This is a genomic window from Maribacter spongiae (assembly GCF_047345125.1).
GTDB lineage: Bacteria > Bacteroidota > Bacteroidia > Flavobacteriales > Flavobacteriaceae > Maribacter.
This window is the reverse complement of the sequence record NZ_JBLFEQ010000003.1, coordinates 13253-26477: the sequence shown is the minus strand read 5'-3', so window position 1 is coordinate 26477 and position 13225 is coordinate 13253. Positions and strand designations below refer to the sequence as shown.

The following is a 13225-nucleotide window of genomic DNA, read 5'->3' as shown; positions in this document are numbered from 1 at the left end:
GCGACAAAATTAAATGTCCCAAAAAAAATTGCTTGTCATCGGATTAACATGGCCGGAACCAAACTCCACGGCGGCGGGCCATCGGATGATGCAATTGTTAGAGGCTTTTATGGAAGCCGGTTATCATATTACCTTTTCTTCCGCAGCTTTGGAGACGGAATTTTCGGTAGACCTGACCCTTTTGGGAATTCAAAAACAAACCATACAATTGAATAGTTCCACTTTTGATGTTTTTATCACCGATCTGCATCCTGATGTGGTTTTGTTCGACCGTTTCCTGACCGAGGAGCAATTTGGATGGCGTATAGCGCAATATGTGCCAAATGCGTTACGAATTTTGGATACCGAGGATTTACATTCCCTACGTTATGTTCGGGAGCATGCTTTTAAAAATGGGGTATCCTTTACCCCGGAAACCTGGTTACGGAATGATAGGACCAAAAGGGAAATGGCCAGTATCTACCGAAGCGATCTATCCCTCATTATTTCGAGCTTTGAGATGGAATTGTTGCAAAGCGAAATTAAAATAGATAAAAGCCTTCTATTCCATTTGCCTTTTATGGTAGGGGAACTCCCGGCAATTCCAGATTGGTCTACTTATGGGGAAAGAGATGATTTTATCTTTATCGGCGGGGGAAAACACGCCCCCAATGTAGATGCCATAAAATACTTAAAAACTGAGATTTGGCCTTTGATCAGAAAGCAACTGCCCAGGACAAACCTATATATTTATGGGGCTTATTTGCCACAACAAATTGTGGAATTGCACGGACCGGCTGAAGGGTTTTACATTAAGGGCAGAATCAAAGACCTAAAAACAGTGATGCAAAAGGCAAGGGTTTGCCTTGCCCCATTGCGTTACGGAGCGGGAATTAAAGGAAAATTGTTACAAGCCATGCAATTTGGCACACCCAGTGTTACCACGACTATTGGAGCAGAAGGAATGCACGACCGTTTATCCTGGAACGGAAGTATTGTAGATGACCCTAAAGAATTTGCACAAGCGGCGGTACAGCTCTATTCGGATAAAACGTCTTGGGAAATGGCCCAAAAGGCCGGTGTCCCCTTAATAAATACCATATATTCCAAAATCCGGTTAAAAAAGGGGTTGCTGAACCGAATAAATCAGCTCCAAAATAACCTTCAAGAACATCGTATCCAAAACTTTACTGGAAGTATGCTACAGCACCAAACACTTCTTAGCACAAAATATATGGGGAAATGGATTGCCGAGAAAAATAAGAAGGGATAGTTTTCATTGACCTAAACATAGTGTTTTAATCAAAAAGAATCCCTTGGAGATGGCCTTAAGGATAATTGATTTCAAAAACCTTTACTAAATTATACCTGTCTTAATAACGTTCAAAATACCATTAAAAAACATAAAAATCTCCCTTGTTAAAAAGGGAGATCGTAGGTAAATAGATCGGTATAGCGTATTACTCGATAATTGTCATTTCGTTTAATGTAAATTCTTCAACGGCACCGTCCGTGGCCGCCATATAATCGGCCAAATGTGTATTGCCCATATGCTTTTGCCATAAGTCACGGCTTTCCCAATTTTCATAAAACAAAAACAGGTTTTCATTTTCATTGTCCTGATGCAGGTCATAGTTTATGCAACCTTCCTCAGCTCTTGTAATCGCTATTAATTTTAAAAGTTCGTTTTTCACTAATTCCCTTTTTTCGGTTTTTGCCAAAATCCTGGCAACAATTGTCAATTGTTTATTTTCCATGGTATTTACATTAATTTATTGAGGTTTCTTGTTTTGAAATGAGATAAAATAGTTTTCCTTATTTTGATGGTAAAATTCGTCTATTGCAAGCTTTGCGCAAAAAAATCGATTATAATTAAAAGAAAAAAATGTTGTGATCCTTGAGCTATAGTATCTGGTTGGACAAATTTGGAAAGGTACTGTCCGAACCCCTATCTTTATCCTTTAATTTTAGCGTTCCAATTATGAAATCACCCAACTGGCAGACCGCCATAGCGTTTGAAGACATTACCTATAAAAAATACAATGGCGTGGCCCGTATTGCCTTTAACAGGCCAAATGTACGCAATGCGTTCAGACCTAAAACCACCTCTGAACTTTATAAGGCTTTTTATGATGCACAGGAAGACACTTCCATTGGAGTGGTACTTCTTTCCGCCGAAGGCCCATCTACCAAAGATGGCGTTTATTCCTTTTGCAGTGGCGGCGATCAAAAAGCCCGCGGGCATCAAGGTTATGTAGGCGAGGATGGTATGCACCGCTTGAATATTCTGGAAGTACAACGGCTTATTCGCTTTATGCCTAAGGTGGTTATTGCCGTGGTACCGGGTTGGGCGGTAGGAGGGGGGCATAGCCTGCATGTAGTATGCGATATGACCCTGGCCAGTAAAGAACATGCCATCTTTAAACAGACCGATGCCGATGTTACCAGCTTTGATGGAGGATACGGCTCGGCCTACCTCGCTAAAATGGTAGGGCAGAAAAAGGCCCGTGAAATCTTTTTTCTAGGCAGAAATTACTCGGCACAAGAAGCCTATGAAATGGGTATGGTAAATGCCGTGATTCCCCATGATGAACTGGAAGCTACCGCATATCAATGGGCACAGGAAGTATTGGCCAAATCACCTACATCCATTAAAATGCTGAAATTTGCCATGAACCTTACCGATGATGGCATGGTAGGGCAGCAAGTGTTTGCAGGAGAAGCTACCCGACTAGCTTATATGACGGACGAAGCCAAAGAGGGACGCAATGCATTTTTAGAAAAACGCAAACCTGACTTCGGGAAGAATAATTGGATACCATAATCCGGTCGGTTTAATTATCCTGAATGTTCCCATATTGGAACCACGTGTCGAGTTTGTTAAGTTGTCATTTTTGTTACAAACTAAAAAGAGCCCTGTTTTGAGAAACAGGACTCTTTTACGAGAACACTATATGAAAATGAAAAAATTAACTATCGATTTTTATTATATAATAAATGTAACATGAAGCCTTGGAAAAACATAACTATTGTTGTCATATGGCCCTTTCTTGTTGTAAAAGCCCATCACAGTGTAGTATGTTAAGAAGAATCCCTTTAATTTAAGGGGTTAATAAAGGTCCGATTCTGGTACTAAGGTAAAAATAGATACATTTGAACGTGTTTGTTCTCCATCAGATCGCATACACCGTTGGATCAAATCGTTCAATAATGGCCTCATGAAAAATTTCCCACTTCTGATTATCTTAATATCGCTATGCATTGCATGTAAGAACGCGAAGGTCATCATAGATGATCCCATAAATTTTAATGATCAGCGAAAAAACTTAACGTTGGCATATCTAAAAAACCGATATGGCATAGAAAAGGACGATCCCACAATCGATCCAAGGATGATCGTACTACATTGGACCGTCATTCCCACGTATAAAAAATCATTTGAAGCCTTTGACAATCCTACTTTGCCGGATTGGCGACCGGATATAAAAAATATAAGCGGGCTCAATGTCTCTTCCCAGTTTATGGTGGACCAGAACGGTACTATTTACCGCTTATTACCGGAAACCATCATGGCAAGGCATGTAATCGGTTTAAACCATTGCGCAATAGGCATAGAAAATGTGGGTGGCACCAAAAACCTGCCATTGACCAAAGCACAGTTAAAATCCAATATCTGGTTGGTACGATATTTAAAGGAAAAATATGAAATTAACTACCTTATAGGTCATTACGAGTACACGCTTTTTGAAAATCATCCGCTATGGCTGGAGAAAGATGATGGTTATAGGACCAAGAAAACAGATCCGGGAACAGATTTTATGAAACGGGTAAGAAAGGCGGTCAAAGATTTAAATTTTAAAGCATTACCCAAAAATTAAATGTCGTTGTGGTTTCCTTAGAGTGACACGCAGATGATGTTAAAGCAAAATATAGAAATATCGGATAAAATTAATTTCAACCTATGAAATATTACCTACTGATTCTCATTCTTATTAATTCCCTTTTTTCAATTGCCCAAGAGAAAGAGATAACGGCACAACTGTTTAATAGCTATGAAACATATAAAGAGACTACGCTCCATAAAAGAAGGATAAAGCATGTAGACATACAACCGTTGATAGTCGGGTTGAGCTCCAAAGTAGGATTTACGGTATCTAAAGTAGGAAAGTCCATAGAGAGCCGGGATTTATCGCTCATAAGCATTGGACAGGGGCCTGTCAACGTATTTCTATGGTCTCAAATGCATGGTGATGAACCTACCGCTACGCAGGCTATTTTTGATATTCTTAATTTTCTGGGCAGTCCGGACTTTCAAACCGAAAAAACGGAATTATTGTCCCAAGTGACCTTACATTTTCTGCCCATGCTCAACCCGGACGGTGCAGAGCGTTTTCAAAGAAGGAACGTGTTGGGTGTGGACATTAACAGGGATGCCCTGCGGTTACAATCCCCGGAATCCAAAACCTTAAAGCGGGTCAGGGACAGTCTAAAAGCGGATTTTGGTTTTAACCTGCACGACCAGAGCAGGTATTATAATGCGGAACGGACTAAAAAACCGGCAACCATTTCGTATTTGGCACCGGCCTACAACTATGAAAAGGAGATTAATACCATTAGGGGAAATGCCATGAGGATTATCGTTTTCATGAACAATATCATCCAAAAATATGCCCCGGGACAGGTAGGGCGGTATAATGACGATTTTGAACCCAGGGCCTTTGGGGATAATATCCAAAAATGGGGTACAAGTACTATTTTGATCGAATCTGGCGGATACCTAAAGGATACGGAAAAACAGGAAATCAGAAAACTGAATTATGTTTCCATTCTCTCCGCTATATACACCATAGCCCATGAAAACTATAAAGAAATCCTGCTTTTGGATTATGAAAAGATTCCCGAAAATGACAGAAAGCTGTTTGACCTAAAAATAACGGAAGCCACATACGAACTCTTGGGCAAGACCTATAAAATTGATATCGGTATAAATCAGCTTGAGGTAGATTATAAGGACCATCAAAAATTCTGGTACAGCAGTCGTATTATAGATCAGGGAGATCTTTCCACATATTATGGTTACGAAACATTGGAAATGAAGGGATTCAACATAAAACCTGCAAAAATATATCCTGAGAACATGATGTCCATAAAAGATGTGAAGTCCGTGGATTTTAGGGCTATTTTAAAATCGGGCTATGGCTATATACGGGTTGAAAACCTACCTATGGAAATTATAAATTCACCATTTCCCGTACATCTTATAGGTAAAGATCATAAAGTGCCGGAATTTCATATAGAACCGGGTATAAATCCGACCTTCTTTTTAGAAAAAGATGGGCAATTACATTATGCCGTAATCAACGGTTTTCCAATGGATCTAAATCAATCGGATATTTCCATCCCTAATGCTATGATCTATAGATAACACCATATCAATATCCAAACTGTATGGTCATGTTGGGGCCATGTTTTAACAGCACGACCAACATTGCCAGCAATATGGATACGATTGCGGAGAATAAAAGCAGTACAATGCTCTTATATACTTTGGAAAAAGGCCCTATAGCGCTATTTTGAATAATTTCGTTGAGTACATCCATGATTTCTTTTTTTAATGTCAAATAGCATCTAGTTCTTAGGATGTGTTGCAATCGGTATTCATTGGGGTCGTTATCTATAAAACAACAACCGGGCCAAAAACCCTACTTTAGGGATAAGTTGTTGGGTAATCCCAATAAAAAAAGGGAAGCTCAGGCTTCCCTTTTTTTATATTATATTTCTCCGGTTTTTAGAGGCTTGCCGTATCCAAAAGTGCAAAAAACTTATCCAAATTAGGAAGGATAACAATTTTGGTTCTTCTGTTCTTGGCCATATTCTCCTTAGAATCGTTTTCCACCAAAGGCAGGTAACTACTTCTACCGGCCGCTATAAGCTGGGTGGGGTCTACATCATACTTTTGCTGTAATTCACGAACAATTGACGTGGCTCTCTTTACACTCAGGTCCCAGTTATCTGAAACCATTGGGGTGCTAATTGTCCTGGAATCCGTATGGCCTTCTACCATAACCTCCATACTGGGTTCTGATCGAATGACCTCGGCCAATTTATTTAAAACCCTATCGGCCTTATTACTTATTCTATAACTTGCCGTATTAAACAATAATTCATCGGAAATATTGATCATGACTACGGTTTTATCAATGCTTACCTCCACATCTTCGTCATCTTCGGAAATAGATTGTTTTAATTTATAGGAAACGGCCAAGTTCATAGAATCCTGTAAGGTCTTGGCCTCTGCCAATTTAGCTGCATCAACTTTTTTCAAAGTCCTGCGCATATTGGCTTTAGTATTGTTGCTCATTACTGTAATATCGTCCACGGTAGTGTATTGACTATCGTTTATTTCTTTCAACGAATTAATTTTGGAGTTGTACTCCGCAACTCTAGCCTCTATCTTGGCCATCTTACTTTCCAATTCTTCTTTTTCTACCTGGGTTTTGGTCAGGGCACTTTGTGTTTTTGACAAATTGTTTTCCAAGGCTACGTATTTCTTCTTAGAAACACAGGAGGTTAAAAGTGCCAAAGAAAGAATTCCAATTATTGATAATTTTTTCATCGTGATTATTCTTTAAAGTTAATATTAGTGTTATTGCCTTTATTTACGGCCGAAATTGATAAACGGATGTTTCTGACATTTCGGCATACTAATATTGAACAGGATAAAATCTCCATAAGAATATGATATTCAGCTATTTGTTTTTTGAAGAAAAGGAATAAAAAAAGGAGCGTTTAAACGCTCCTTTTCAATAGCTTTTATAAAAAAATCCTATTCGCAGCCGCCTGTGAATCCTTTCGCACTGAATTTTGTTTGTACGGCTCCCTGTCTGGAACCGGAGTTCACCGCTATGGCCAAATTATTATCACCACTTCCGTCTCTTTTTGGACTGCAATATTCAAAAAGATAAAAACTGTTGGCACGTTCGGAAATTTTATCGGAGATATTCCGGAACCTTTGTTCCAATTCTTCCTTGTTCTGTGCAAAAACGCTAAATGTTTTCCCTATTTCCTCTAAGACCTGAGTATCTATCTCACTCCCCAATCCAATGCTAAAGAAGGAAATATTGGCATTGGCATCCTTTACTTTTTTCAACGCTTCTTCTTCCGTAAAACGTGATGCCTGATCAGTACCATCGGTAAATATGACCACGGATGCCGCACCGATATTTCCGCCAGAAGTACTTTCTTTTACCAGATCTGAAGCGACATCGGTAGATTTGATGACCGCACCATATAAATCGGTAGAAGGGTCTGCACTAATATCGTTCGTAATACCATTAATGGCTGAGATCAATTCCTCTTTGGAAGGGGTCAGTTGGTGCAATAGATGTAATTCATTTTCACCATCGAACCAATAAATCGCCATTTGAAAAGATTCCTGATTTGTTTCAGGCATTACATTGTCCACAAAACTAGTGGATGCTACCTTGAGTTCCTCCAAACTACTATCCAGAACGCTGTTGCTTAGGTCCAGTACCAATAACGTATTATTGGTGAAGATTTGGGAATTGGGAGATATGCGTGCCTGTGATTCCGAAGTAGAAATGGTATTAAAGCAATCATCGTTCCTTCCCTGTTCATAAATGGTAAATTGATCTGCCGTTAATCCGGGAACGGGATTTCCGTCGGTATCCGATACTTTAAAGAAAACAGATACTTTTCCGGGCAAGGTGGTGAACTGTTCTTGAATGGAAAGGACCAACTCCCCTTCTTCCAGCCCCAGACAACTATCAACGGGCTTTCCTTTCCCTAGGCCGTCGCCAAGATTCAAATCAAAATTTACGTCATCATCCGCATTCCCACAGGAAACGAATAAAGAGAGGATAAAAAGGGTGCCATAGATTTTCAGGCAATGTTTCATGATCATACGTTTTTGGATTCAACAAGCAGAACGGACAAACCTCCTCTTAAGTATTGGTATCGAAAAAAAATATGTTAAACATTGTTAAAGAAACCATGTTCCCCCTAAAAAGCAGGCTGAAATAGGTATTTTCAATTAAAATAAACTTCTACCGATCAAAATAGAAGTAGAGCGATGACACACGAATTAAAGCGAATTTTCCATGCATATTCCACCAATAAAAAGTTAGGGCTACAATCCGTTTTGGCTTCTGTGGTGGCATTGGACGGCTCTTCTTATAGGAGGCCGGGAGTATGTATGTTGATCAGGGAAGACGGTAAAATGACCGGGGCCGTAAGTGGCGGTTGTGTGGAAAAAGAAGTGATAAGGCAAGCTAAAAGTGTTTTTAGTTCAAAGAAGCCGAAAATGATGCTATACGATGGTAGATACCGATTGGGGTGTGAAGGTATCCTTTATATTTTAATAGAACCCTTTGATCCAAATGAAGAGTTGCTTTTGGCGTTTGATAAGGTAATTTCCAATAGGTCCATTTTTTCTATTCGTTCCTGTTATAAAAAGGAATATGGTGAATTTAATGGTCTGGGGTCCCAATTTTTATTGAACGGAACGCGTTTTGGGCTTTATTCCGATCCAAAAAATATCGGGGGATTGGAAATTTTTCAACAAGAACTTAAGCCCTGTTTAAAATTGGTTGTTATTGGCGGAGAGCATGATGCCGTGCAACTTTCCAAACTGGCCTTGGGGATGGGATGGGAGGTCACGGTCTGTACGGTGCCTCAGGAAGAAAAGAACATTGAGGACTTTCCAGGTATCCATGAGTTGTGGAATATGGATCCCTCGGATTTCCCTTCGGCCAAAATTGATGATCAAACCGCAATAATTTTAATGACCCATAGTTATGTAAAGGATTTGAAATACCTTCTTGCACTTAAGGATACGAACCCTAGCTATTTTGGACTTTTGGGCCCCTCAAGAAGGCGTGAAAAGCTGTTTGATGAGTTTATGAATTTATATCCCGATACGGATTTTGACTTTTTTGAACATATTCATGGTCCGGCGGGTTTGAACATTGGAGCTGAGGCCCCCGAAGAAATTGCCATAGCCATACTTGCCGAAATATTGACCGTCATTAGAAATCAAGAACCCATGCAGTTAAAATATAAACAACAGGGTATTCATAATTGACAATGGAAAAAAACATAGCTATTTTAATTATGGCCGCCGGACGATCCAGTCGGATGCAAGGCATAAAACAATTATTGCCATGGAGAGATTCCAATCTCTTATTACATGCCATAGCCACTGCTAAAACCAGTAACGCTACCGGTGTTTATATTGTTTTGGGAGCCAATGCGGAAAAGATCGCCCAAAGATGTAAACTGGAAAAATTTGGGGTTCAGACCATAAAAAACATCGAATGGAAAAATGGATTGGGAAGCAGCATCGCTTTAGGAACCGATCATATAACCCAACAATCCGTTATATATGATGGTATTTTGGTCATGTTGGCAGACCAGCCTTTATTGACCAGTAACTATTACGATCAAATGATCGCTAAGTTTCGATCGGGGAAATTTAAAATTATAGCTACAAAATATAACGATAGGGCAGGGGTTCCGGCCATTTTTCATAGTTCCCTTTTTCCGCAATTGAAAAATTTGTCCGGTGATACGGGAGCAAAGGGTATACTGAGACAACATTATGATGTTATGCACAGTATAGATGCTGGGGATATGAACCAGGATATAGATACCAAAGAAACATATAGTAAACTTTATAAAAAGTACAATTGAATATCTTATGAATTACAAGGTCATCCCAAAAACACACTGCTTGTTCTTTTCTGCTATTGTTTTATGGTCGAACGCTATTTTGGCCCAAGAAATGAGTTTTGAGGAATACAATCCAAAATCAACATTGGTCGTTCCCGGTAAAGAAGTCAAACGGGCAAAATTCCCTTTTGTTGATGTGCATAGCCATCAAAGAGACATGTCCGTCTCCAGGCTCAATACCCTTGTAAAGGATATGGATGCCCTTAATGAAGCCGTAATGGTCAATCTTAGTGGTGGTTCCGGTGCCGCTCTAAGGACCAAACTGGAAAACATTAAAAAAAGTCATGCCAATCGTTTTGTTGTTTTTGCCAATGTGGATTTCAACGGGGTCGGCAAAACCGATTGGGGAGAAAAAGCGGCCACCCAATTGGAACAGGATATAAAAAATGGGGCCAAAGGGTTAAAAATTTATAAAAGCCTTGGCCTCCACTATAAAGATAGTAACGGTAAGAGATTGGCTATAGATGATCCGAGATTGGATATTATTTGGAAAAAATGTGCCGAAATGGGCATACCCGTATTGATCCATGCCGCGGATCCCAAATCATTTTGGGATGACATGGACAGTACTAATGAACGTTGGTTGGAACTTAAAACGCACCCCAGAAGAAAACGCTCGGCCACTGATCCGGCCCCGTGGGAACAAATTATCCAGGAACAACATAGGATGTTCAAAAAACATCCCAATACAAAATTTATAAATGCCCATATGGGTTGGTATGCCAACAATTTGGGACAATTAGGAAAACTATTGGATGAAATACCCAATATGAACGTGGGGATTGCCGCGGTAATCGCCGAACTGGGAAGACAGCCGCAAAATGCAAGAGCGTTCTTTATTAAATATCAGGATAGGGTGCTTTTTGGAAAGGATAATTGGAAACCTAGGGAGTTTCCTACCTATTTCAGGGTATTGGAAAGTAATGATGAGTATTTTCCCTATTATAAAAAATATCATGCCTTTTGGGCCATGTATGGCCTAAACCTTCCGGACGAAGTCCTGAAAAAATTATATTATAAAAATGCGATCAAGCTTATTCCAGGTCTGGATAAGCGTCTTTTTGAACAATGATCAGGGTTACTCTTCGATTTTTTGGATGCTGGAAACCCTCACAATATTTTCCACGTCCTGAAAAATTCCACAGGATATTTGCTTCTTGATCAATGAAGGCGTTTTACGCTTTTTGGTAAGCATCTCTATTTCCTTGTTTAAAAACTGCATGTTATTTTTGTTTAAACAACGATTGAAAACTTTATTTGTTATCCAGTATTCGTATATCTTTTAAACTAAATCATTGTAGATCAAACCCATTAATCCCTATTCCATTAATTTCTTCCGAATATAGTTTAGAATAAGCATCCAATTCATTTTGAGTAGGAGTGAGGCTGTAGGAACGTTATCGTCTTCAATGGCCGAAATAATGGCATCATGCTGATTATCGGACTTGTTATAAAAAGAATCGTCGGACATAAAGGCCCGTTCATAAAAAAATACCCGAGTCCTTAAGTCGTTCAATATTTGAAGCGTCAATATATTATTATAGCCCATGGTCAAAAGTCTATGAAATTCCAAATCCGCTCTAATACGGGCAAGTGCGTTCGGAGCATTTTCAAAAACGTCCTGTTGTTCTTTAAGTACCCTAATCGCCCTTTCATCAAACTCTGAATTTTCAATCGCCATGACCTCCAAACTGGCCACAAGACCATATAGATCCTCGGCCTCCTTAACGTCCAACTCAGAAATTATAAAACCCCTATTGGGTATCGCCTTAATGATATGGGCCTGTTGCAGTTGTGTCAAAGCCTCCCGAATAGGTGTAACGCTTACCTTTAGCTCCCGGGATAACGCAGCTAGATTAATGGTTTTGCCAATTTGTAATTCCCCATTGACCATTTGTTGCAATAAATATTCCCGAACCTGATCTCTTAAATTTATTTTGGATAACATTTTTTAAAGATACTATATCGTATATGATTTAACGTAAAATCCAATAGTTCTTGTATCAAATTTTAAGTAATAATGCTATATAATTGTCATATCACACTAAATGGCCCTATTTCACGTTCATATGCCTACACCCACAAACAATAACATATGAATACTATAATGCTTAAATTAAAAAGGCTAGGAATGGTGGCGATCGTTCCCATGATCACTTTTAGTTGTAGTGATGATCAGGAATTATCCCAGAATGAAATTCTAACGCAAACCGAAGTCAGGACCATTTTGGAAACGGACGATGTGTCCGGTGTAGCGGATACCGTCCTGTCCGAACTTTATATGGGAAATACCGCTTCTGGTAAATCCACAAAAAGTAATGATTGCTATACGGCCGAATATTCGGATACCGGTTACACGGTTACTTTTAACAATTGTGTCCTTAATGGTACCGAAGATGTAAACGGAACATTGACCGTAACATATAACATTGAAAATGAATCGGCATCTTTTACCGCAACATTCGTTGATTTTTATGTTGGGACCATTAAAATAAATGACACACGAACGTATAGTGTAAGTGGAAATTCAGATGAAAATTCCATTTCCTTTTCGGTCGTTAGTGATATGGTATTTATTATGGAAGACGAATCCACAATATCCGAAAACGGAACAAAAACCTTTGGGGTGGCCGTTGGCGATAGTTTGGAGTCCATTACTTTTTCAATAGACGGTAACTGGACTTTGATCATTGGTGCCGACACCTATAAGATTAATGTAACCGATACTTTGGAAGGCAACCTTGGTTGTGCCTACCTTACTACGGGAAGTATGACCGTTGATAAAAATGGATTGAACGTAATTGTGGATTTTGGAGATGGTACTTGTGATACCGTAGGCACACTTACTTATCCCAATGGTGTTGAGGAAGAGATTTCCCTTAAAGATTGAAAAAAACCAGTTAAAGTCCCACATTAAAAAAAAGGATATGACCTATAATCATATCCTTTTTTTGCTAATTCAAATACAATAGCCCTTATGATGTTCGTTTTTTGATTGATGATGATCGATGAATTTTAAACGAGTTCCGGATTAATGGGTGTGGTTCCGTACCTCTGCCCATTGTACCCTTTTACTGTTCCTAAAATTGGAAAAGAAAGAATGTCTTCTGGATTCCGTGGGTGTCTGTCTGATAAAAGTTCTCATGATATTCGTTTTTTTATTGATTAATGAATTTTTATACGTTGTTTATATCTAAGAGACGATGGAGTGATGATTTTGTTACAGTACTATGCAATATAAGGTACTATTTTTAACACTATTTAAGAATTATTTTTTTTAATTCATTTATAATCAATTATTTATATAAAGGATTGTTTTTTAAATTTTTAATATCAAGCAGCTAGAAAGGCTATTGGAAGATTTTTCAATAAAGGGTACAAGGAACTCCACACTTTTTTCAAATGTATGTGTGCAGGGAAGGTCAATACCTGTTCACCTTCCTTTTCATCGAAAACGTTCCTCCCAACAGCACATCTGAAACAGCCATTTTATGAA

At 39.0% G+C, this 13225-nt stretch carries 14 protein-coding genes; 8 read left to right on the top strand and 6 right to left on the bottom strand.

All coding sequences use genetic code 11. The annotated features are described in order from the left end of the window. Nucleotides 1–13: 13 nt before the first annotated feature. Nucleotides 14–1252 carry a glycosyltransferase gene (locus tag ACKWB9_RS04915; RefSeq protein WP_414001884.1) on the top strand — a complete coding sequence of 413 codons (1239 nt, stop codon included), beginning with the start codon at nucleotides 14–16 and terminating at the stop codon, nucleotides 1250–1252. Nucleotides 1253–1439: 187 nt separating this feature from the next. On the opposite strand, the gene ACKWB9_RS04910 is transcribed toward ACKWB9_RS04915, so the two are convergent. After that, entirely contained in the window at nucleotides 1440–1736 is a 297-nt protein-coding gene (locus tag ACKWB9_RS04910) for a putative quinol monooxygenase (RefSeq protein ID WP_414001882.1), read from the bottom strand. A 224-nt stretch (nucleotides 1737–1960) separates the two neighbouring features. Here ACKWB9_RS04910 and ACKWB9_RS04905 point away from each other — a divergent pair, with 224 nt between their 5' ends. The 3 genes from ACKWB9_RS04905 to ACKWB9_RS04895 all read left to right on the top strand — a co-directional run bounded on the left by ACKWB9_RS04905 (nucleotide 1961) and on the right by ACKWB9_RS04895 (nucleotide 5404). Continuing rightward, nucleotides 1961–2803, top strand: coding sequence for a 1,4-dihydroxy-2-naphthoyl-CoA synthase (locus ACKWB9_RS04905; RefSeq protein ID WP_414002209.1), 843 nt, complete (start codon nucleotides 1961–1963; stop codon nucleotides 2801–2803). Nucleotides 2804–3197: 394 nt separating this feature from the next. Beyond that, nucleotides 3198–3857 (top strand): N-acetylmuramoyl-L-alanine amidase, encoded by a 660-nt coding sequence (locus ACKWB9_RS04900; RefSeq protein WP_414001881.1) that lies wholly within the window; start codon nucleotides 3198–3200, stop codon nucleotides 3855–3857. Nucleotides 3858–3940: 83 nt separating this feature from the next. After that, a complete protein-coding gene (locus ACKWB9_RS04895; RefSeq protein WP_414001880.1) occupies nucleotides 3941–5404 on the top strand; it encodes a M14 family metallopeptidase in 1464 nt (487 codons plus the stop codon). A 7-nt stretch (nucleotides 5405–5411) separates the two neighbouring features. Here the strand turns inward: ACKWB9_RS04895 and ACKWB9_RS04890 are convergent, their stop codons facing one another. From ACKWB9_RS04890 to ACKWB9_RS04880, 3 genes are all read right to left on the bottom strand, one after another. Beyond that, on the bottom strand, nucleotides 5412–5579 hold the full coding sequence (locus ACKWB9_RS04890; RefSeq protein WP_414001879.1) for a hypothetical protein: 168 nt from the start codon (nucleotides 5577–5579) through the stop codon (nucleotides 5412–5414). 188 nt (nucleotides 5580–5767) lie between these two features. Then, nucleotides 5768–6595, bottom strand: a complete 828-nt coding sequence (locus ACKWB9_RS04885) for an OmpA/MotB family protein (RefSeq protein ID WP_414001878.1) — start codon at nucleotides 6593–6595, stop codon at nucleotides 5768–5770. Between the two features lie 210 nt (nucleotides 6596–6805). Beyond that, nucleotides 6806–7897 carry a vWA domain-containing protein gene (locus ACKWB9_RS04880; RefSeq protein ID WP_414001877.1) on the bottom strand — a complete coding sequence of 364 codons (1092 nt, stop codon included), beginning with the start codon at nucleotides 7895–7897 and terminating at the stop codon, nucleotides 6806–6808. 174 nt (nucleotides 7898–8071) lie between these two features. On the opposite strand from ACKWB9_RS04880, the gene ACKWB9_RS04875 reads away from it, so the two are divergent. From ACKWB9_RS04875 to ACKWB9_RS04865, 3 genes are read left to right on the top strand one after another with little or no spacing between them, the layout of a single operon-like run. Next, nucleotides 8072–9082 (top strand): XdhC family protein, encoded by a 1011-nt coding sequence (locus ACKWB9_RS04875; protein WP_414001876.1) that lies wholly within the window; start codon nucleotides 8072–8074, stop codon nucleotides 9080–9082. 2 nt (nucleotides 9083–9084) lie between these two features. Further along, complete coding sequence (locus ACKWB9_RS04870) at nucleotides 9085–9690, top strand: nucleotidyltransferase family protein (RefSeq protein ID WP_414001875.1); 606 nt, start codon at nucleotides 9085–9087, stop codon at nucleotides 9688–9690. 7 nt (nucleotides 9691–9697) lie between these two features. Beyond that, nucleotides 9698–10801 (top strand): amidohydrolase family protein, encoded by a 1104-nt coding sequence (locus tag ACKWB9_RS04865; protein ID WP_414001874.1) that lies wholly within the window; start codon nucleotides 9698–9700, stop codon nucleotides 10799–10801. A 6-nt stretch (nucleotides 10802–10807) separates the two neighbouring features. Here ACKWB9_RS04865 and ACKWB9_RS04860 read toward each other — a convergent pair whose 3' ends face one another. Both ACKWB9_RS04860 and ACKWB9_RS04855 read right to left on the bottom strand, forming a co-directional pair. Beyond that, nucleotides 10808–10951: a hypothetical protein gene (locus ACKWB9_RS04860; RefSeq protein ID WP_414001873.1), complete on the bottom strand. Its 144-nt coding sequence runs from the start codon at nucleotides 10949–10951 to the stop codon at nucleotides 10808–10810. 96 nt (nucleotides 10952–11047) lie between these two features. Then, a complete protein-coding gene (locus ACKWB9_RS04855) occupies nucleotides 11048–11677 on the bottom strand; it encodes a GntR family transcriptional regulator (protein ID WP_414001872.1) in 630 nt (209 codons plus the stop codon). Between the two features lie 147 nt (nucleotides 11678–11824). Here ACKWB9_RS04855 and ACKWB9_RS04850 point away from each other — a divergent pair, with 147 nt between their 5' ends. After that, nucleotides 11825–12619 carry a hypothetical protein gene (locus tag ACKWB9_RS04850; RefSeq protein ID WP_414001871.1) on the top strand — a complete coding sequence of 265 codons (795 nt, stop codon included), beginning with the start codon at nucleotides 11825–11827 and terminating at the stop codon, nucleotides 12617–12619. The last annotated feature ends 606 nt before the right edge of the window (nucleotides 12620–13225 follow it).